15 protein-coding genes and 1 pseudogene are annotated in these 20,726 nt (G+C 45.6%); 10 read left to right on the top strand and 6 right to left on the bottom strand.

Annotation, left to right across the window (positions count from 1 at the left end):
- The first annotated feature begins 183 nt into the window (after positions 1–183).
- Both JGK14_RS20550 and JGK14_RS20545 read left to right on the top strand, forming a co-directional pair.
- Positions 184–1,377, top strand: coding sequence for an RNA-guided endonuclease InsQ/TnpB family protein (locus JGK14_RS20550; protein ID WP_293185302.1), 1,194 nt, complete (start codon positions 184–186; stop codon positions 1,375–1,377).
- A gap of 106 nt (positions 1,378–1,483) precedes the next feature.
- The gene (locus JGK14_RS20545; protein ID WP_293185321.1) at positions 1,484–2,536 is read left to right on the top strand and encodes a Gfo/Idh/MocA family protein; all 1,053 of its coding nucleotides are present in this window, start codon (positions 1,484–1,486) and stop codon (positions 2,534–2,536) included.
- 350 nt (positions 2,537–2,886) lie between these two features.
- Here JGK14_RS20545 and JGK14_RS20540 read toward each other — a convergent pair whose 3' ends face one another.
- Positions 2,887–3,882 carry an SGNH/GDSL hydrolase family protein gene (locus JGK14_RS20540; protein ID WP_325315418.1) on the bottom strand — a complete coding sequence of 332 codons (996 nt, stop codon included), beginning with the start codon at positions 3,880–3,882 and terminating at the stop codon, positions 2,887–2,889.
- Between the two features lie 313 nt (positions 3,883–4,195).
- Here JGK14_RS20540 and btpA point away from each other — a divergent pair, with 313 nt between their 5' ends.
- Both btpA and JGK14_RS20530 read left to right on the top strand, forming a co-directional pair.
- A complete protein-coding gene (gene btpA, locus JGK14_RS20535; RefSeq protein ID WP_293199131.1) occupies positions 4,196–5,080 on the top strand; it encodes a photosystem I biogenesis protein BtpA in 885 nt (294 codons plus the stop codon).
- A 540-nt stretch (positions 5,081–5,620) separates the two neighbouring features.
- On the top strand, positions 5,621–6,547 hold the full coding sequence (locus JGK14_RS20530) for a vitamin K epoxide reductase family protein (protein ID WP_293185307.1): 927 nt from the start codon (positions 5,621–5,623) through the stop codon (positions 6,545–6,547).
- A 1,023-nt stretch (positions 6,548–7,570) separates the two neighbouring features.
- Here JGK14_RS20530 and JGK14_RS20525 read toward each other — a convergent pair.
- Together JGK14_RS20525 and JGK14_RS20520 are read right to left on the bottom strand one after the other, a co-directional pair.
- Positions 7,571–8,839 (bottom strand): RNA-guided endonuclease InsQ/TnpB family protein, encoded by a 1,269-nt coding sequence (locus tag JGK14_RS20525; RefSeq protein ID WP_293185308.1) that lies wholly within the window; start codon positions 8,837–8,839, stop codon positions 7,571–7,573.
- Positions 8,830–9,429 carry an IS607 family transposase gene (locus JGK14_RS20520; protein WP_293185309.1) on the bottom strand — a complete coding sequence of 200 codons (600 nt, stop codon included), beginning with the start codon at positions 9,427–9,429 and terminating at the stop codon, positions 8,830–8,832. Before JGK14_RS20520 ends, JGK14_RS20525 begins: the two co-directional genes overlap by 10 nt.
- Positions 9,430–9,505: 76 nt before the next feature.
- Here JGK14_RS20520 and JGK14_RS20515 point away from each other — a divergent pair, with 76 nt between their 5' ends.
- From JGK14_RS20515 to iscB, 3 genes and pseudogenes are all read left to right on the top strand, one after another.
- Positions 9,506–11,641: a CHASE2 domain-containing protein gene (locus JGK14_RS20515; RefSeq protein WP_293327772.1), complete on the top strand. Its 2,136-nt coding sequence runs from the start codon at positions 9,506–9,508 to the stop codon at positions 11,639–11,641.
- 462 nt (positions 11,642–12,103) lie between these two features.
- Positions 12,104–12,352: a hypothetical protein gene (locus tag JGK14_RS20510; RefSeq protein WP_293185313.1), complete on the top strand. Its 249-nt coding sequence runs from the start codon at positions 12,104–12,106 to the stop codon at positions 12,350–12,352.
- 249 nt (positions 12,353–12,601) lie between these two features.
- Positions 12,602–13,874: pseudogene (gene iscB / locus JGK14_RS20505) on the top strand (RNA-guided endonuclease IscB).
- 69 nt (positions 13,875–13,943) lie between these two features.
- On the opposite strand, the gene nadB reads toward iscB, so the two are convergent.
- The 3 genes from nadB to JGK14_RS20490 form a co-directional block, all read right to left on the bottom strand.
- Entirely contained in the window at positions 13,944–15,596 is a 1,653-nt protein-coding gene (gene nadB / locus JGK14_RS20500) for an L-aspartate oxidase (RefSeq protein ID WP_325315417.1), read from the bottom strand.
- Between the two features lie 588 nt (positions 15,597–16,184).
- On the bottom strand, positions 16,185–16,619 hold the full coding sequence (psbU, locus tag JGK14_RS20495; RefSeq protein WP_325315416.1) for a photosystem II complex extrinsic protein PsbU: 435 nt from the start codon (positions 16,617–16,619) through the stop codon (positions 16,185–16,187).
- A gap of 202 nt (positions 16,620–16,821) precedes the next feature.
- A complete protein-coding gene (locus JGK14_RS20490) occupies positions 16,822–17,805 on the bottom strand; it encodes an adenylate/guanylate cyclase domain-containing protein (RefSeq protein WP_293185317.1) in 984 nt (327 codons plus the stop codon).
- Positions 17,806–18,268: 463 nt separating this feature from the next.
- On the opposite strand from JGK14_RS20490, the gene hisF reads away from it, so the two are divergent.
- The 3 genes from hisF to JGK14_RS20475 all read left to right on the top strand — a co-directional run bounded on the left by hisF (position 18,269) and on the right by JGK14_RS20475 (position 20,527).
- The gene (hisF, locus tag JGK14_RS20485) at positions 18,269–19,039 is read left to right on the top strand and encodes an imidazole glycerol phosphate synthase subunit HisF (RefSeq protein WP_293185318.1); all 771 of its coding nucleotides are present in this window, start codon (positions 18,269–18,271) and stop codon (positions 19,037–19,039) included.
- Positions 19,040–19,470: 431 nt separating this feature from the next.
- Positions 19,471–20,154, top strand: a complete 684-nt coding sequence (locus JGK14_RS20480; RefSeq protein ID WP_293226234.1) for an RNA-guided endonuclease InsQ/TnpB family protein — start codon at positions 19,471–19,473, stop codon at positions 20,152–20,154.
- The gene (locus tag JGK14_RS20475; RefSeq protein WP_293185320.1) at positions 20,147–20,527 is read left to right on the top strand and encodes an IS200/IS605 family accessory protein TnpB-related protein; all 381 of its coding nucleotides are present in this window, start codon (positions 20,147–20,149) and stop codon (positions 20,525–20,527) included. The genes JGK14_RS20480 and JGK14_RS20475 overlap by 8 nt, the downstream gene beginning before the upstream one ends.
- Positions 20,528–20,726: the final 199 nt, after the last annotated feature.

The raw sequence follows: 20,726 nt of genomic DNA, 5'->3' as shown, positions 1-20,726 counted from the left end.
CCTTTGGCCGTCTGCCTTCTGGCTTCTGTCGCCTGCCTTCTTCCCTGTTTCTTCTTCACCTGTCTTAGAAATTCTTCACCGAAAAACCGGCGGGAAGCCCCTGGCTACCGACTTGGAGAGGAACGCTGCTGCGCCGACCGCCGCCTTGAGCTATCTTTAGTCATATGTGATATAATTAGCGGTATGGAACAAGTTTTGACAGTAGCTTGCAAGATTGAAGTCTCTCCCGAAGTTGCCCCTAAGTTGGAGGCAACGCTTCAGGCGTTTTCTGATGCTTGCACCTACATCAATCAAACTGTTGACCCTAAGCTGACAAATAAACCCCGCATTCAAGGCTTGGTTTATGAGCAGGTGAGGGAGCAATTTGGGCTGTCTGCCAACTTAGCGATTCGGGCAATCGCCCGTGTCTCTAGCAACCGTAAAACCGCCAAACAAAAAGGCAATCCCGTCCGAGCATTTAAGCCAACTAGCGTTGACTATGACGCTCGAATCTTTGCTTTTAGAGAGAAGGATTGGACGGTTAGCCTGACGTTGGTGGGCGGTCGGGAACGCTTCAAACTTGCCATTGGTAATTACCAGGTTGGACTGCTTAAGGGAGCGAATCCTAGCAGTGCGACCTTGTGCAAGCGTCAGGATGGAAGCTACTACGTCAACATCCAGATTAAGTCTGAGGCGACCGATCCAATCCCATCCAAACGAGTGATTGGCGTAGATCTCGGTCGCAGAGATATTGCAGTTACCAGCCTTGGCGATCAGTGGGATGGAAAGCAGATAACGGACGTTAGAGACAAATTTGCCAGAGTCAGAGCATCGCTCCAACAAAAAGCCTCGAAAGGCACAAGATCTACTCGCCGCAGGGCAAGACAGATTTTGCAACGGCTGTCGGGACGTGAACGTCGCTATCAAACTTGGCTAAACCATAACATCAGCAAATTGATTGTGCTGTCTGCACTTCAACACAATGCCATCATTGCGATTGAAGATCTGACAGGAATTAGAGAACGCACCAATCAGCAACCTCGAAGCAAGACGGAACGTAGACGCTCTAACATTTGGGCATTCTTTCAACTGCGATGGTTTCTGAGCTACAAAGCCGTGAAATACGGGGTGGAAGTGGTGGCTGTCAATCCTGCCTACACCAGTCAAACTTGCCACAAGTGCTTGCACATTCATCCGATAAAAGGCAAGTCTTATCGAAGTGGCAAAGTGTTTAAGTGTGGACACTGTGGCAATCATTGTGATGCTGATGAGAATGGTTCAAAGGTGATTTCAATCGTTGGAGCATCCGTAAACATGCTCGGAGGTTCGGTGTTGTCTTGCAACCTTGCAGACTGCATCAGGGCTACAGAAAGCCCCCGGCTTAAGGTCGTGGGGTAGTTTACAAATAGTTTGACTGTGGTACTATCTGGATGGCTGTGAGTCGATCGGGAAGCCAACGGGCTTGATTCCTGTGGTGGAGGAGAATCCAGGAGTGCTAGATAGGATGTCATTGGGATACGGAAATGTTTTCGGTCAGCGAAGTCAACTCGAACCCCTCCGCATTGGGGTTATTGGAGTTGGCAATATGGGTCAGCACCACACGCGAGTTCTGAGCTTGCTCAAAGATATCGAACTCGTGGGTGTTGCAGATATAAATGTAGAGCGGGGAATTGATGTAGCAAGCAAATACCGGGTTCGCTTCTTTGAAGACTACCGGGATTTGCTTGCCCACGTAGACGCAGTTTGCGTCGCCGTTCCAACTCGCCTGCACCACCCTGTGGGGATGTCTTGTCTCCAAGCAGGGGTTCACGTTTTAATTGAAAAGCCGATCGCGGCTAGCATTGCTGAAGCCGAATCTTTGGTCAATGCGGCTGCTGAAGCCCACCGGATTTTACAAGTGGGTCACATCGAGCGCTTCAATCCAGCTTTTCAGGAACTCGGCAAAGTGCTGAAAACTGAAGAATTACTGGCATTGGAAGCTCATCGGATGAGTCCCTATTCCGATCGGGCCAACGACGTATCGGTAGTTTTGGATTTAATGATCCATGACATCGACTTGCTCTTGGAATTGGCAGATTCTTCAGTGGTGAAGCTGACGGCCAGCGGCAGCAGGGCCTCAGATTCAGGTTATTTAGACTACGTAACAGCGACGCTGAACTTTGCTAACGGCATAGTCGCCACTCTGACTGCCAGCAAGGTGACGCATCGCAAACTCCGTTCAATCGCCGCTCACTGCAAAAATTCTTTGACAGAGGCAGATTTTCTCAACAACGAAATCTTGATTCACCGACAAACAACCGCCAATTACGTGACGGATTACGGTCAGGTGCTTTACCGTCAAGATGGGTTGATCGAGAAAGTCTACACCAGCAATATTGAACCGCTCCATGCAGAATTGGAGCATTTTATTAATTGCGTGCGGGGTGGCAATCAGCCTTCTGTCGGAGGAGAACAAGCTCTCAAAGCTCTTCGGCTTGCAAGTTCGATCGAGCAAATGGCTCTCGACGGTCAAGCTTGGTATCCCAAAGAGCTAGAGTCTACTTTGCAAGTTAGCTAAATCGACAAAAATTGTGTCGTTTCCGGGTGCTTCTACAGTTTGGGTTGGTTGTTCGTTGAAAAGGGTAACTGTTCGGGCGCAACCGGATTCGATGTGAGTCGATTTGAGATTTTCAATTTGAGATTGACTTGCAGTATTGAATCTGAGGGCTTAAACAGTCGATTTGAGATTTTCAATTTTCAATTTGAGATTGACTCCTATCCTCTATAGGGGGATTCAACAGTCGATTTGAAATCTGAGATTTGAGATGAAAGAATTGACTCCAAAGATGAATCTGAGGGCTTGAACTAAAATTGAAATTTTGGGTTCTCTACAATCTAAGTATGGCAAGTATCTGTTTTTGACTCAAATTACAATTTAGGTAAAAAAACAGCGACTATTTGACGGCTGATGGTTTTGCTAACTAACTGATTTCCTTGAGGACTGAGGTGAATGCTGTCTCTATACAAAGTTGAAATTTGAGCCGCACAATTGGCTGCACAATTGAAAATGGGAAGAAAATCTATGTAAGTAATTTTCTCACGTTCGACGAGTTCGGCGAGACGCTCTCTAGCCTTGATTTCCCAGTCGCGAGAGCCAGAGTCGCCGAATTCGCCCCGCTTCGGCGTCAGGGCTAGCAAAAACTTGACGTTGGCCGATACTGCTATTTTCTGGATTTGGTGAATAGCTTCTAAGTTGCAGCCGACTACATCGCTTTCGGCTGCTGGTGGTGCTAATTGGCGAGCCGGCACTTTTGGTAGCAGGTAGCGGCTCAATAACTCTAGTGTCGCCGATCGAGGTTGGCGATCGGGATAAGATCGATCGCGCCCCACAACTTCAGCACAGGGAGCCGATGCAAACAAATCGTCCGTATTCAGCAGCAAAACCAAAACCTTTGCTCCAAAAACACCAAACCGCTTCGCATAAGCAAGTTGATTCCTCGGCCCCCAAGAATTGGCTGAAGCGTTGAGAACTTCAACATCCGAATAGTTGACTTTTGCACCTGATTGTGAATCGCTCGTCAGATTCTGTACTTGCAGGCTCAACTGCCGAGCCATAATTTCCGAGATGGTATCTGTCTGATCTGTCCACCAACCGCCGTTGGCGACAGAATCACCCAACAGCAAGATACGCAGAGTTTCGGGAGTGGGAGTTGGGGCGATCGATCCAGTACGCATCGAATACTCGTTAATCTCGATCCGGTTGCCCAAGCGGCGCACCCTCTGGTTGGGCGCCAACAAATAGCCGCACTCGGCATCGGCAATGTAAATCAAGGGATTGCCAAAACCCAGCAGCACGCGCAGCAGCACTTCGATTGCAACCCACAATCCGGAGGTGAGGGCCAAAACGATCAGAACAACTTTCAAGAATTAACCTCGATCGAAAACGGATACTTGCTTGGGCACAAAAGTCGGGGAGATGCCAAAATTTTAAACCAAAGTTCAAGCCCCCAGATTCATGTCTGGAGTAAATCGACAGACTGCAAGTAAATCTAAAATCTAAAATCTAAAATCTAAAATCTAAAATCTGAAATCGACTAACCGCTGCTAAATTCCGGCTTTTACCGACAGTCCCCGCACAATTGAGTCATCCGAATCGCCCCCGTGGATATAGAATTCTAGAATATACCGTCAAAACCCGCCGTCAGCCGTCAGTGAAATTGGTGGTTTCAGGAAACCCGTGGACTTAAAACAAATATTCAAAACGCCGAATCCCATAATCGGTGTCGTACATTTACAGCCTTTGCCAACTTCTCCCCGCTGGGGCGGGAACCTCAAAGCTATTATCTCAAGAGCCGAGCAAGAGGCTACTGCGCTGGCTTCTGGCGGCGCAAACGGTATCATAGTCGAGAACTTTTTCGACGCTCCTTTTGCCAAAGACAGCGTAGATCCGGCTGTGGTAAGTGCCATGACTCTAGTAGTCGAGCGGCTAACTAATCTGGTGACGCTGCCGATCGGCATTAACGTGCTACGAAACGACGCCCACAGCGCGATCGCCATCGCCTCCTGCACGGGAGCCCAATTCATCCGCGTCAACGTCCTCAACGGCATCATGGCTACAGATCAAGGCTTAATTGAAGGCCAAGCTCACCAGCTACTGCGCTACCGCCGGGAATTGGGCAGCGATGTCAAAATATTCGCAGACGTGCTAGTCAAGCACGGGCGCCCCCTCGGCAGCCCCAACTTAACCACAGCCGTCCAAGAGACGATCGGGCGCGCCTTAGCCGACGCCGTAATCCTTTCTGGCTGGACAACCGGCAGCCCTCCCAATCTCGAAGACTTAGAACTCGCGAGTGCAGCAGCGGGGGAAATTCCTGTTTTCATCGGCAGCGGCGCCTCGTGGGAAAACGTTTCCACGCTCATGCAAGCCGCCGATGGTGTAATTGTATCGAGTTCCCTGAAGCGAAACGGCCGCATCGAGCAGCCGATCGATCCGATCCGCGTCAGTCAGTTTGTCGAAGCCGCCCGCCGCAGCTTTTCCCAGAAAGAGCTCGAACAACAAAACATTGAGACAAATGGTTCAAGAGGGTCAACACCGGAACCGGGCAAAGTCAGTCAATTTTAGATTTTAGATTTTAGATTTTAGATTTGAGTCCACAGATTCATCTGGGAACTCGAACAAAAGTCTAAAATTTTAGTATCGACTCTGACCCTCGTGTCGGAAACCAAATACCCGTTTTGGGGTGGGTCGGAAGTAAAATGTAAAATAGGAATGGGCCAAAGAGGGAATCGGCCAAAGAGGGCATCGGGAATCGGCCAAAGAGGGAATCGGCCAAAGAGGGCATCGGCCAAAGAGGGCATTAGTTAGTTGTTGGTGCTTCTATAGCGGTTTTCAGAAAGATGAGGTATGACTGACAGCTTATATAAGCACTAAACTGGGCACAAGCCCAACTACGTCCGCGAACCTTTTTGAGAAGTGCTATATGTTATTTATCGTATGTATGTTTGTTGTTAGTTGTTGGTTCTAATGCCCAATGCCCTGTTTGCCCAATTCTCAATTCTCAATTCTCAATTCTCAATTTTCAATTCCCCATTCCCCATTCCCCATTCCCCATTCCCCATTCCCCATTCCCCATTCCCCATTAGCAATTACCAAATCAAAAAAATGATTCGCCGACGTTCAACCCCTTGGATTCATCGCTGGTCTAGAACTGCGATCGCAGCCATCGCAGCCATCGGCGTCGTAGAAACGGCCTATCTGACGATCGCTAAATTCACGACAGGCTCAGTCATTTGTCCCACCAGCGGCTGCGACAAAGTTCTCAACAGTCCCTACGCTACAGTTTTTGGCACAGTGCCTTTAAGTTTATTAGGTTGTCTGGCTTACCTGAGCATCGCAATTTTGGCACTCGCTCCCAAAGCCGTCAATCCAGACACCAATAAAGGTCTGCACTCTCAACTAGAAAATCAAACTTGGCAAGCGCTATTTATCATCACCGCTGCGATGGTAATCTTCAGCAGCTATTTGATGTATTTGATGTCTTTTGAAATTAAGGAACTCTGCATTTACTGCATCAGTTCCGCCGTATTTGCGCTGTCGCTGTTTGTGCTGGTGCTAGTCGGCCGCGAGTGGGAAGATATCGGACAGTTGGTGTTTACAGGTATTTTGGTAATGATGGTAAGTTCGATCGGCGCCTTGGGACTGTATAACAGCGTCAGTTCACCTGCTCCTTTTGTTTCTTCTACCCCCGGAATTCTACCCCCAGCCGTGACTACAACCTCCGGCCCTGCACAAATTGCTTTAGCCCGCCACCTCCGACAAATTGACGCCAAAGAATACGGTGCTTACTGGTGTCCCCACTGCCACGACCAAAAAATGCTATTCGGCAAAGAAGCAGCCAAAATAATTGATTATTTTGAATGCGATCCGAAAGGGCAAAATTCCCGTGCTGAAATTTGCCAAGCTGCTGCTACGAATATTAAAGGTTTCCCGACTTGGGAGATTCAAGGTCAGTTTTATTCGGGGACGCAAACTTTGGATAAACTCGCCGATTTATCCGGTTACACGGGCCCGCGCAACTTTCAAAACTGACAGAATAGTTAGAAATTTTAGATGACAGATTTTAGATGGTGAAGCAGTAAATATCCGTAGGCAAGTTATTTGCTCGTTTCCTAGTGCTGCGAAATTAATCTCAAATCTGCCATCTAGGATTAATATTTATAAATTAGTAAAAATTAGTCAGGTCGAAATTTGCCAAAAAGTGGTGACTATCTACTAGGCTGTCTGCGAATAAATACTATAAATTTTACACAAAAACTCCAGAAACCGGGTTTCTGCTGCCAGAGTCATTACACTCAAATGGCACTCATTCGATCGCTATTCTGAAAATTATCTGCGTTGATATAGCGGTTCGATCGAAAGATTAGCGGACGCTTTGTTCAGTTGACAGTTGACAGTTGACAGTTGACCGCACGGGTAGCACTTGACAAAAAAAGTAAGAGGATTGGAGTAATGAATAGTCGGATTTTAATTTATCCCGAAAAAGGTTCCGGCTTTAAACCAATTTTTTATGGTAATCGGTAAGTGGTTCAACAGTTGACAGTTGACAGTTGACAGTTGACAGTTTGAGAGGATCTCTACCTAGAAGGAAGAGGATTGGAGTAATGAATAGTCTGATTTTCATTTCTCCCTCAAAGGTTCCGGCTTTAAACCAATTCTTTCTGGTAAAAGGTAATCGGTAATCGGTAGAAAGGGTCTCTTGGGTTTATGGTGGATATGGTATCAAACACAACTCTTCGCAATTCTGTGATGCCCTCATAGTAAGGATGTCCGGTTTACCGACCGCCACAAACTTATAAAAAATATCAGAAAAAAGGTGGCGTTTTAAAAGCTTAGAATCCAATTACCAATTACCATCACCAATTACCAATTACCAACCAGCATAGCGCACCGAAAAACTAAACAATTCGACAATCAAAAATCAACAATCCACGCATCTGCCACACCGCACAACCGAAAAATTGCGATCGTCTAAAATCAAAAATATAAAATCGACTGAGCAGAACCCCGTGAAGACGTAAAAACGATATGTAGTAATAGCTGATAAAAGTATAGTCATTTATAGACATGGGAGGCTTCAAGTCCCTCCCCCTTCACTTTCACTTTAAGCGGATTGACCCGCCTCGGCTGAACTACGCAGCTCCCTATCCCATCGCTGAACGCATTTGGGATTGCTTTTCTGAGAATATTGTAAGAAGCATTCACGTCAGAATTAATCAACTGACCAGTCGATGTTTTGTACAAACCTCGCTTAATTCGTTTTCCGGTAAATACAGGTTCTGTTTTTGTTTTTCCGTAAACAGGAATTGGATCTAAGCCCAAGAAATTGGCTTTGGAGGTAAAAGATTCCTCCTGCACGATTACCTTGATTCCAACCAAAAAACCTTTGTATTCTAGCATCTCAATTAATCGAGCGTGAGGAATGCTGACAAAGTTTTGGTTAGTCTGTTTTCCAAGGTTGATATCGGTTTTCCACTGTGCGTTTTTGCCAATTACTAACGTTCCAATTCGTTGCGCGACCAAAATATCAACAATCGTGCGACTCGTATGATGCAAATAATTGTCTACTTTTTGATTGCGACAGCGAGTTAGTCGTTGAATCCGAGGTGAAGTTTTGCGCCTCCCTTTCAATTGGGATTGTAATCGCGATGAGCGCTTGTTATAGAACTGATTGATCGATTTCAATGTCCGCCCGTTAATCAACAGCGGGATAAATCCCGGTTGATTTGAAGTTAGCGCCACTAAATTATTCAGCCCCAAATCAACACCGGCTGCAAAGTCGTTATCTTTAGCGGTGGACTCCGGTTCATCATAAATTACCTCAATTACATAAGAATCACATTTCGGAACCAACCTAACTTGACAAATTCGATCGGGATCGACTTTGGTTTTGATTAAAAGTTCAGTACCCGAAAGTTTAACGATTCCTTTCTTCAACTGTTTACTACTAATCGCTTGAATCGTGTAGACGAGAAGGTTTCGCCCTTTGGTCTTGTCTTTGTAATTTGGCAATTTCGGGCGACCCGTGAATTTTGAAGAATCGGCTTTATAAGCTTTAACGGCTTCAAAAAACGATTTCCAATTCTTATCTAGCACCATCAAGATTTGCTGACTTACTTTGGCTGGTAAAGCCTTGTAGGCTTGATGAGACTTCATCAATCGGTTCATTTCGTTATAACTGACATAGCCCCATCCATAGATAAAGTTCTGACGAATGACATAATTGGCGGCATTGTACAGATTTTTGGACTTGAATGCTAGTTCGTCAATTTGGGCGAAACGAGGTTCCGTTGATTTAATGATATGCCTCTCGGCTAGTTGCACTCTGTACCTCCATCTTTCAGTTCGGCAATTATTTTTTCGGTTTTTCTGCTAGCACGTCGTTGTCCGTAAAGTCGGGCAGCAAAGCTAGTAACTATAGCCACCAAGTCTTGCATTAGCTCATCTTTTCCATTCTCCGCTAAATTAACTATTTCTAGCTTAATTCCCAATCTCAGAAGTAGAACGTCTAGATAATTTGTACCAAATCGAGCCAAACGGTCTTTATGTTCAACTAGCAAGATGTCGTAGTCATCTTGCTGCAACAATGCTTCTAACTGTTTTCTATGATCGTTTAATCCGCTGCCAATTTCTTTGACATTTTTAACAATTTGATAACCGTTAGCAATGGCGTACTCCGTTAATCTCTGCGATTGACGGTTGAGGTTATCCTTGTTTTCTGAAGATGAAACTCGACTGTAAATAGCGACTCGGTTCTGTTTGCTCTGGTTTGATGGCGACTGCGGTAAGTAGTCAACTATAATCAGACCGCTTTCTGCCTGCCGTGCCGGATGTGGCAGCTTATTTGCCTTCCACCAGCGCCACGCGGTTGTGTAACTTATGCCTATTGCTTTAGCGTAGTCAGGTAGTTTCATTTCGACCTCCTGATTACAGGATACCATCATCGCCTACCAATGCTTATAAATTTAATAAAGTTTTACAATACCTTATATGCTCTTCAGGCGAGGCGAACATCCCCAGAATATGCTAAAAACTATCAAAAAATGGCTCGATCGAGAACGCCGAGTATTAATTACTGCGAGTGCCGTTGGCGGTACGGTGATTCTACTGCGCTGGTTAGGATTTTTGCAGGCGTTGGAATGGGCTGCTTGCGATCGCTTTGTACGCTGGCGGCCCGCCGAACCAGTGGACTCGCGCATCGTCATTATCGAAATTAACGAAGCTGACTTGCAAAAATACGGCTACCCCATGTCCGATGCTGTATTGGCCCAATTGCTGCAAAAATTGCACGCTGGGAAGCCGCGGGCGATTGGCCTCGACGTTTACCGAGATTTGCCGACTCAACCGGGTAATGCCGAATTGGTCAAAACTTTTAAAACTATTCCCAATTTAATTGGGATTGAGTTAATGCCAGACGAAACCAGATTTGGAGTGCGCCCGCCTCCGGTACTGGAAAAGCTCGATCGCATCGGTTTCAACAACGTTGTCCTCGACGCTGACTCAAAAGTGCGCCGAACTTTGCTCTACGCTTGGCCTGGAAACGGCAAAACCCATCAAAGTTTCGCGCTGAGACTGGCTTTGCTTTACCTCGAAACCGAAGGGATTTCGCCTGAACCAGCAACAGTCAATCCTAAATACTTGCAGTTAGGCAAGGGGGTGTTTCAGCGTTTTAAACCGAATGATGGTGCTTACGTGCGATCGGACAGCCGCGGCTATCAAATTCTCGCCAACCTGCGCCACCCGCGAGGCAGTTTTCGCACTGCATCAATCAGCGACGTGCTTTCTGGGAAAGTACCTGTTGATTTTGTGCAGGAGCGCGCTGTCTTGATCGGCTCAACTGCCCCCAGCCTCAAAGACTTTCACCAAAACGCTTACAGTTCTGGTTTGTTTGCTCCTCCCCAGCCAGTACCTGGAGTTGAGCTTCAGGCTAATTTCTTGAGCCAAATTTTGAGTGCGGCCCTCGACGGGCGCGAAGGTATTAAAGTTTGGCCAGAGGCGGCGGAGTGGCTGTGGATTTTACTGTGGTCTTGGACGGGAGCAAATGTGAGCTGGAAGTTGCGATCGCTCGGGCGATCGGCTTGGTCTTTATCAAGTATCTGTGTAGGATTAAGTGCTAGTTTATACATAGCATGGTTGGCCGGTTGGTGGCTGCCGTTAATTCCTTCCATCCTCAGTCTGTTGGGTTCTGGCTGTGCAGTTGTAGCTTATCTGGCTCACATACAAGAAGAACTCAAACGGTCTAAAGAATTTTTACAATGGCTAATCGATACAATTCCCGACCCAATTTTTGTCAAAGATAGAAATCACCGCTGGGTTGTTTTGAATCAGTCATATTGTCGGTTTATTAGCTATCCTTTGGAAATTTTAATTTCTCGCACCGATTACGAGTTATTTCCCCAAGCCGAAGCGGATATATTTTGGCAGCAAGACGAATTAGTATTGCAAACTCAGCAGCCACTAGAAAATGAAGAATATTTTACTGATGCTCACGGAATTACCCATCTGATTTCGACTAAAAGATCCCTGCATAAAGATGCTGCGGGGAACCTATTTTTAGTTGGAGCGATCAGAGATATTACCGAACGCAAGCGCCTGGAAGATGCCCTCAAGCAAAAAAATGCTGAACTCAGCCACCAAGCCTATCACGATGCTCTCACCGGTTTGCCGAACCGCAAAATGTTTCACGAATCCTTGCATCTGTCCCTGGAAAGAGCCTCCAGCAATCAGGAATTGGTAGCTTTACTGTTTTTAGATTTAGATGGATTTAAGTCAATCAATGATACTCTCGGACATCATGCGGGTGATTTGCTCTTACAAGCAGTGGCCGGGAGGCTCAAAAAATGCTTGCGCGGTAGCGATATTATATCGAGGTTGGGTGGCGACGAATTCACTGTCATCTTGCCGGGAATTCCTGGTAGCGAAGAAGCTGCGAAAGTAGCTCAAAAAATTTGTGACACCATTATGCAGCCTTTTACTTTAGAAGAACATACAGTTTCTGTAACTACAAGTATTGGCATTAGTTTGTATCCAATTGACGGTCAAGAGTCAGATATTTTAGTTAACAATGCTGATGCTGCGATGTATCGTGCTAAGGAAGGCGGGAAAAATCAATATCAATTTTCGTAATTAATCTCAGTTCAAAAACACAATCCAACTGTAAGTCAGTGGTGCCAACTTTTATGCTTAAGTTATTTTCAATTCTTCGACTTACAATCTTATTATAAAACATTGTATAAGATGTCATCTATCATTAGATAGATTTATAAAAATATGCAGCTTAAGACAGCAAATAGCCGTCTCATTTAAATGTTAAGAAATATAAAAAAATTGGGATTAGTTTCAAAAAAGACGGCAACGGCAAGCCCGCGCTCCAAACGGTTATGGAGTAAGTCATTCCCATAATAAATCGCAAATTGTAGCAGACTGGAGACCCAATTCAAATCGCCAAACAGCATTGATTAAAAAGAATTTAAGTAAACTTACAAAAATTAATTAAAGGAAATGTAAAGACATAAGTGGAACTACGTAAATTCATAGATATAATAGGTTGTAGGGACGTGCATCTATTTGAGTGATTTGGATAAGACTATGAACACTATGCGTACTTTGATTGGGATCACCACAACGATAACTCTGGCTGTCGGCCTGCAAGTCAGTACGATCGGCATTGCAAATGCCGCCTTACTTGCTGGCAACTCAACCAGCTACTCAGCAAAAGACCCATCGACCTCCACAGTCTTGACAGAGGCGCGCACATCTGAGGCGCCCAATAACCCCAAAAAATACGAACCAGATCCCAATGGAAGTCCTAAAAGTGACGGTACAGGGACGCGCTGAACCGCTCCGAAAAACCTATACAGAGCTAGCCAAAGCTAGTCAAAGCTGTACAAAGTCGGAGCGTGCAGTCTAAGTCTTCACTGACTACGTTCGATTGGTCATAACACCTGCGAGTGAACGCCAGCTTGTAGCACTGTTGAGAGTGATTAAGTAATTAGCAAATAGGTTTATAGCTATAGTGTCACTTTCCTAACAAGCCATTTGAACTTTGACGAGGCAAACATTACTTAGAAATAAGGCTGACAGAATATGTCAAATTACATCTTTCTGATAGACAAAAACAAAACACCGCTTAATCCAATCCATCCAGCACAAGCACGGAAACTACTAGATTCCAGAAAAGCCGCCGTGTTTCGCCGCTACCCGTTCACTTTGATTTTAAAGCGAGTCGTTGAAAATCCAAATCTGTATCCGCTGGAACTCAAAATCGACCCGGGTTCCAAGTTTACAGGGATTGCTTTAGTTACAGATCGAGGCAATGTTATCTGGGCGATGGAATTGCAGCATCGCGGACAACAAATAAAAGATGCTTTGGAACATCGTAGAGCAGTTAGGAGAGGACGAAGAAATCGTAATACTCGTTACCGTATAGCTCGATTCCTCAATCGCAAACGCCCTAATGGTTGGCTTGCACCGTCTTTGAAGCATCGTATTTTGACGACGGAAACTTGGGTGAAACGTCTGTCATCGTTCGCACCAATTGATTGTATTGTTCAGGAACTGGTAAAGTTTGATACTCAAGCGATTCAAAATCCTGAAATTTCTGGAACCCAATACCAGCAAGGAACCTTGAAAGGTTACGAGTGCCGTGAATACTTGTTGGAAAAATGGAATCGCCAATGTGCTTACTGCGGTGTCAAAGACGTTCCACTCGAAATTGAGCATATCCAACCAAAGTCATGCATGAGGCTCAGACCGTATCTCTAATCTTTGTCTGGCTTGCCACAAGTGCAACCAACGCAAAGGAAATCGAGATATTAAAGACTTCCTCAAAGGCAAACCAGATGTGTTAAATTGCGTTCTGAAACAAGCTGCATCACCGTTAAAAGACGCAGCATCTGTCAATAGTACAAGGTGGTCACTGTTCAACACCCTTAAGCTAACTGGATTGCCTGTAAGAACGGGAACTGGCGGACAAACTAAGTTTAACCGAATTCGTTTTGAACTGCCTAAAGCTCATTGGATTGATGCTGCTTGTGTCGGCAAGGTTGAAGGTATCAAACTTGTTACTACAAAGATTTTGAAAGTTAAAACAACAGGTTTCGGTGGCAGGAAGCGATGTCAAACAGACAAATTTGGTTATCCACAAAAACATCGTCCCTTGCGTCCTATCTTGGGATTTTGTACAGGTGATATTGTTCGTGCAGATGTTCCCAAAGGTAAATACGCGGGGACTTTTACAGCACGAGTTTGTCCTATGTCGCATGGTTGCGGTGAGTTTGTTATCGACAAAAAAAGGAGGTCTATCAAGTTGGACTATTTAACGCCAGTCCACAGAAAGGATGGTTACGACTATGCTTAGACCTATACAAATTGACCAGGAATGGACAGATGTGTCCAGCAATTAAGTCTCAGTTCCTTACCCAATTTTTCAAAATTCTATGGGCCCAGATTTGTACCAATTCGATTGGTTAATTAAAGTGTGACTGCACCAATCCCGATCGGTGAGGGGATAGTCCAGCCGGTAGTGACCACCGCGACTTTCGGTGCGAAACGCAGCACTTTTGAGAATTAAGTAGCCAATATCCAATAAATTGCCAACTTCCCCCCAATTTCGCAAAACCGAGCTATTTTCGGCATCAGCCGGCGAAAAATCGATCGTTTGTCCGGGCCGTAAATTATCAAGTGCTTGACTCAAAGCCAAAGAGACAAATTCTTGTCGCCAAATCTCTACTTGGACGATCGCACTTTCCAAATCCCTTTGTCCCCGACAAATTCCCGCACTCTGCCACACCAAACTCGGCAATTGGATTCGCAATTTTTCGATCGCCTCAATATCCTGTTGTGAAACCGATTTTTCCAAGATTTCCCCTGCATCTTCCTCCTCTGGTAAGGCTTCGGACTTTTTACCTTCTAACTGCAAAAGTCCCATTTGCGCGCCAAAAACCAGACATTCCAGCAGCGAATTGCTCGCCAATCGGTTAGCGCCGTGTACTCCCGTACTCGCAGTTTCTCCCACCGCATACAAACCCGGAATCGAAGTTTGGTTGAACTTGTCAGCCACAATTCCCCCCATCCAGTAATGGGCGGCGGGCGTCACCGGCACAGGTTCGGCAAAAATATCAATTCCCCAATCAGCGCACACTTGAATAATATTCGGAAACCTGTAGCGCAGTCGATCGCAGTCGATCGGGCGCAAATCCAGCCAAACATGAGGTTCCCCCGTCTTCTGCAAGTGGCGGAAAATAGCGCGGCTGACAACATCCCGAGGCGCGAGTTCCCCGCTGGGGTGAGAGTCAAAAGCAAAGCGATATCCCTTGCTGTCAACTAAATGAGCCCCTTCTCCCCGCACCGCTTCGCTAATCAGAAACCGAGGCGCGCCCGCTTTGCTGAGGGCTGTCGGGTGAAACTGCACAAATTCTAAATCTCGCAGCAGCGCCCCGGCGCGCCACGCAATGGCTACCCCGTCCCCGGTACTTACGGACGGGTTGGTTGTTTGAGCAAAAACCTGTCCGCCGCCGCCTGTAGCCAGCACTACGGCGCTAGCCCGCAGCCATTTGACTTGGGAGTCGCAAATCGAGCTAATGCCCTGACACCGCCCGGTTTTGTCTAGCCACAGACTCAAAGCAAAGGCTGGGGATACGAGTTGAATGTTTTTGCGGTTTAATACTTTTGCTGTCAGGGTACTGACAACGGCTTTTCCTGTGGTGTCGGCGGAGTGGAGCACTCGGCGGCGGGAGTGGGCGGCTTCTAGGGTGAGGGCTAAATCTGGGCCAGTGCGATCGAATGCAACGCCCATTTTTACCAGGGAGTCTATGCAAGCAGCAGCTTCTTCGACTAAAAATTGTACTGCTTCTAAATCGCAAAGACCTGCTCCCGCAGCCAGTGTATCCTGAACGTGGAGTGCTGCGGAATCTTCTGGGGCGATCGCTGCGGCAATGCCTCCTTGAGCCCAATCGCTGGCAGAAACAGGCATAATATTTTTATTAATCAAGCCTACGTGCAAATGTTCTGGTAGACACAGTGCCGTGTACAAACCCGCTGCGCCAGCACCTATCACCAATACGTCAAATTTGTCAGTCATAAGTCAGCCGATTTTAGATTTTAGATTTTAGATTTTAGATTTTAAAATTAACTTTACAGATGAATCAGGGGAAAATAAATTTCGATTTTATATTTCATATTTTAGATTTTATATTGAAATCTACAGATGATTCAAGGAGCTATAACTGTCAAGTTTAGCTTGAATAATTGAATTTTAATCTACAGATAAATCTCGATTTAAACTAATATCTACTAATTTTTTCTTTTTACCAAAAAATAATTGGTTGAAAGCCTCTCCCCGATCGGGAGAAATAAAAATCAGACTATTCATTACTCCAATCCTCTTCCTTCTAGGTAGAGGTCGCTCTCAAACTGTCAACTGTCAACTGTCAACTATCAACTGTTGAAAACATCGGAGGCTGGTATGTGTCTTTTGGTGCGAGCCTTTGTGAAGGCATTCGTCAGCCGGAACAGAAGCCATGAGCCATGAACCATAAGCCAAAATTCATGAATTAACAAACCATAGTTCCGACTCATGACTAATGACTCATGGACTCATGAGGGCGGGCACGGGGGCACCGCCCCTACTGACTAATAACTCATGGCCTCAAAAGAGGCTCACTGCTATCTAGTCGTAGAGACCATTATTCAACCTGGTGTCTCCTTCAATAAAGACTGATTCGACATCAGTTACGGTGAATTTGTCCAAATTAGCTTGCAGCACCTTTTTTTGAGCTTCCGTCAAGCCTGAAATGTTGAGTACGTCCTCAACTTTTTCGTAAGGAGCATTCTTAATAATTTGTCCAGCTAAAGTGGGATACAACCCTCGAAAGTCCCGAAAGTCGCGGACGGCGCTGTTGTTCAAATCAAGTTTTTTGCCGTATTCTGTGGCAAGCTTGTCATCGGCGCGATTGGTTCTAGCCGGAACATCAACTGCTATGAGCGAGGCTGATGGCAAGACGATACGGCTCAGGTTCGCCGCGATCGCGCTCATGTCTCCAGCCCATGCAAAGCAGCCCAGCACTAAGCCCAATACTGCCAATAGACGACCCAATCGTTTCATGAAGTTTTGTCTCCCAATTTCATACACAGCATTTATGTAGAGACTACCATTTTGCTTATGCAGTTTTTCAGATAAATCCCCAGCAGGCCGAGGACTGTTAACAAAATTTACATCCAAGAATTGACATTGCTCTCAATATATGCTATGCAACGTAGTTGAGACGATCGATTAATTTTTGGCTGCACACCCAATTTTCTAGCTATCAAGAACTCTTTCCTTTCCTTTTGAGAAAAGCGTTCAAGTCAGTATAATTACTGCCGTAAGTCACGCTGGGAGTGTCGTAACCCTTCAAAGTAACGATGTGCTGCTCGAAAGCTTCTTGGGCGCCCAATTCCGTCAGGTATTTGTAGGTTGTTTCTCCCACGGCGATATCCTTGCCGATATCCTTGGTGCAAGACTCTAGGCGAAATGCGGCGTTTACAGTGTCTCCCAAGGCGGTGTAGTCCGATCGATCGCTGCTGCCGGAATTTCCCACCATTGCATAGCCAGTATTGATTCCAGCCCCGACTCGCAACGGAAAAGGCAGGGGGTAACGGCTGCTGAGTAAATCAGTTGCCTTGTGCAGTTGGCTTAAAGCTTGGCAAATCCGCATCATTTCCTCGCTGCTGACGCCGCTTGGTTTGTGGAACCAGACAGCCATGATGGCATCGCCGATGTATTTGTCCACCCAACTGCCATGTTCGCGAATGATGTGTCCGGCTTTGCGGAACCAATTGCCGATGACTTCCGAGAGGATGGTTTCGTCTAGCTGTCTAGTCAAAACTGTAAAGTCTCGGATGTCCATTACCATGACAGTAATCAGGCTGCGTACCGTCAAAGTAGCTGTAAAATCTTCAGAGTCTGTGTCGTGCAGGCGATCGAGCCGGCGCCCTCCGGTTGGGTTATGGAAGTCCAACTCGGTTTGACCGAAAATAATTCGATCGCCATTTCTGAGAGTGACAGGAATACTCACCCGCCGCCCGTTGACAAAGGAACCGTTGCGGCTGCCCAAGTCGATCAGGTAAAACTCTCCGGTCTCCATTTGCTGTAACATCGCGTGATTTCGGGAAATCCAGCGATCGGTCAATACAAAATTATTGTCATCATTTCGCCCTACTGTCCAGCAATTGCTGCCGGAGAGCGGCAAGTAGCGATTGCCGCTTTCTGTACGAAGTAACAAATGTGGATTGGCTTGCAAAGTCACCACAGCCCTAGAAACAACATCAAGTCAACCGATTTGAGGTTTTCAACTTTAAATTTTAACTTTAGTACGCGGCTCATAACTAAGATTGCCACTAAAAACCTGAAATCGGCTGTTCTAAAAATTTAAAATAGTTTAGTCGATCGATGCACCGAACCCATAAAGCATTGCCAAATTACCGCCTGATAACCACCGAAGGTAGTTACCGCTCGATCATAGGCCAAAGCGTAATATTTTGCACGCCAAAGATGTACCTAGGCAGTTGCATTGGCTGCTTTTTGGCAAAATATAACTTAATTTCTGCTTCTGTTGCCAAAAAAAAAGCTGGACAATGGTTCTCGTCTCAGACAACCCTGTGGTTACACACAAGCTATCTTTGAGATTTGTTGCTACACTTCCACTTTTTGAAGAGTCCAACAAAACCTTTTCCTCGCTGCGGCGCTGAATCAATTAGAAACACGAGAATTTTATGTTGTCGAAAAGAATTTTGCCTTGTTTGGATGTGAAAGCTGGCCGTGTGGTCAAAGGTGTGAATTTTGTCAACCTTAAGGATGCTGGGGATCCGGTGGAAATGGCTCAGGTATACAATGATGCGGGTGCTGATGAGTTGGTGTTTCTGGACATTACGGCGACTCACGAAGACCGGAACATTATGATTGATGTGGTGTACCGGACTGCCGATCGAGTATTTATCCCTTTGACGGTGGGTGGCGGCATCCAATCCTTGGACACCATTAAAAGTTTGTTGAGGGCGGGCGCTGATAAGGTAAGTATTAATTCAGCGGCAGTGCGCGATCCGAGTTTGATTGACAAAGCGAGCGATCGATTTGGCAATCAATGTATTGTATTGGCGATCGACGCTCGCAAACGCCAAGATGCGGACAATCCCGGTTGGGACGTGTACGTGCGCGGAGGGCGTGAAAATACAGGCTTAGATGCGATCGTCTGGGCCAAGGAAGCCGAAAAGCGCGGCGCCGGCGAAATTCTAGTGACAAGCATGGACTCTGACGGCACTCAAGCCGGTTACGACTTATCATTAACCCGCAGCATCGCCGAAGTTGTAGAAATTCCCGTGATTGCTTCCGGCGGCGCCGGCAACTGTCACCACATCTACGAAGCCGTGACGGAAGGCAAAGCAGAAGCAGCCTTACTGGCTTCCCTGCTGCACTACGGGCAACTTAGCGTCGGAGAAATTAAGACTTATCTAGCAAAATGTCAAGTTCCCGTGCGGCAACAGTAGTTCTTTGCATCAGCAAGATTGGTAACAGGCTTTCTGGCCTGTTCCACATCAGCAATAGGCTTTCTCGCCTGTTCCGCGATAATTAGATTTTCCTGTGGGGTGGGCGAGAGGACTCACCCAAAGGCGATCGTTACTGCTGCAAATAGTGCCTGATGCCAGGTGCATTAAACAGCAGAATTTTGTTGATTTTACCTTCAGATAACAGTTTAAGAAAAGCATACAACCAAAGACAAGCTGAAAACTCATAAAAATAATACGGGATGCGGGAAACGAGCGAGACTTTAGTCCTGAGAGGGAAGTGGCACGAGGGAATGAGAGTCCCCGTCTTCTTTCTTTCTTTCTTTCTTTTTAAATATTTTGTTGATTGACCTTGAGATATCTAGTATAATAACTGAAAGTAGACAAATCAACCAATATTCAGGAAAACAGAGGTGACTAAAACCCAAAAAACAATGGGAGTTCAGCAAGTATTACTGTCTCCAACCAAAGAAATTAAAGCATTGTTGGAGTATCTCTGCCAACAATCAGGTAAACTGTACAACAGTGGGGTTTATTTGGCTCGTCAAACTTTTTTTAAGACCGGAAAACTGTTGACGGGAAAATTCGACTTATCTTTTGAATCGTCAGTTGCCAAATCAATGGTTGCTAAGTCGTTGCCATCAACACCAATGCAGCAAACATTGATGTCAGTCACAGAAGCCTTCAAATCTTTTAAAGAAGTAAGAGATTTGTACATCAAAGGTCAATTGCATTTCAAGCCCAAGCCACCGGGATACCTGACAGGTTCTAAGTTGTTCAAAGTTGTTTATCCTAATTCGGGAGGGTTAAGACCGAAACTTGTTGGCAATCAGTTAAGATTTTCCTTGGGTTTAACAGTAAGGCGATGGTTTGGAGTTTCTGAATTCTTTTTACCTATGCCATCGAATCTGGATTTTTCCAAAGTGAAAGAGTTTACGATTCTCCCTAAGAATGGTGCTTTTTATCTGGAAATATCCTACGAGGTTGAAAAACAACAACATAATCTGGACATTGGTCAAGCATTATCAATTGACTTGGGAACTGCTGATAATAAAGCCAGCTTGTGTCGATACATTAGGAAATTCTTTTTTGATTGATTCTCGTGCAATGAAAGCGATGAATCAATTGTGGAACAAGAAAGTAGCAACTAGACAAGAAGGAAAGCCAGAAGGTTATTGGGATAATTGGTTAGACCGTGTTACCCGAAAACGTAATCACCAAATGCGTGATGGTATCAATAAGGCTGCCAAGTTGATTGCTAACCATTGCCTTAAATCTGGAATTGGCACACTGATAGTTGGGTGGAATGAAGGTTTTAAGTCTAACAGTAATCTAGGTAAAGTGAACAATCAAAAGTTTGTTCAAATGCCTTTAGGTAAACTCAAAAATAGATTAAAAGAACTGTGCGATTTGCACGGTATCAGGTTTGTTGAAACAGAAGAAGCATATACATCGAAAGCTAGTTTTTAAGGGTGGTGACTCCCTACCCAAATATGGTGAAAAGCCATCTGGGTGGAAAGCATCTGGAAAACGAATTAAACGTGGCTTGTATCGATCAGCAAATGCTTCGATTGTGAATGCAGACTTAAATGGTGCTGCCAAGTGCGATTCGTTCAGTCGAAACCGAGAAATCGGGGGATGACTGGCTTCTACAGGGTAATCCATCAGG

Origin of the sequence: Microcoleus sp. PH2017_28_MFU_U_A (genome assembly GCF_020738035.1) — a bacterium.
Taxonomy (GTDB): Bacteria; Cyanobacteriota; Cyanobacteriia; order Cyanobacteriales; family Microcoleaceae; genus Microcoleus.
This window is presented reverse-complemented; position numbering and strand designations above follow the sequence as displayed.

Bases quoted from the DNA above. Each gene is read 5' to 3' on its own strand.
- JGK14_RS20510 (WP_293185313.1), top strand. From the start codon at position 12,104: ATGAACACTATGCGTACTTTGATTGGGATCACCACAACGATAACTCTG.
- hisF (WP_293185318.1), top strand. From the start codon at position 18,269: ATGTTGTCGAAAAGAATTTTGCCTTGTTTGGATGTGAAAGCTGGCCGT.
- psbU (WP_325315416.1), bottom strand. From the start codon at position 16,619: ATGAAACGATTGGGTCGTCTATTGGCAGTATTGGGCTTAGTGCTGGGC.
- JGK14_RS20545 (WP_293185321.1), top strand. From the start codon at position 1,484: ATGTCATTGGGATACGGAAATGTTTTCGGTCAGCGAAGTCAACTCGAA.
- JGK14_RS20550 (WP_293185302.1), top strand. From the start codon at position 184: ATGGAACAAGTTTTGACAGTAGCTTGCAAGATTGAAGTCTCTCCCGAA.
- JGK14_RS20515 (WP_293327772.1), top strand. From the start codon at position 9,506: ATGCTCTTCAGGCGAGGCGAACATCCCCAGAATATGCTAAAAACTATC.
- nadB (WP_325315417.1), bottom strand. From the start codon at position 15,596: ATGACTGACAAATTTGACGTATTGGTGATAGGTGCTGGCGCAGCGGGT.
- JGK14_RS20530 (WP_293185307.1), top strand. From the start codon at position 5,621: ATGATTCGCCGACGTTCAACCCCTTGGATTCATCGCTGGTCTAGAACT.
- JGK14_RS20520 (WP_293185309.1), bottom strand. From the start codon at position 9,429: ATGAAACTACCTGACTACGCTAAAGCAATAGGCATAAGTTACACAACC.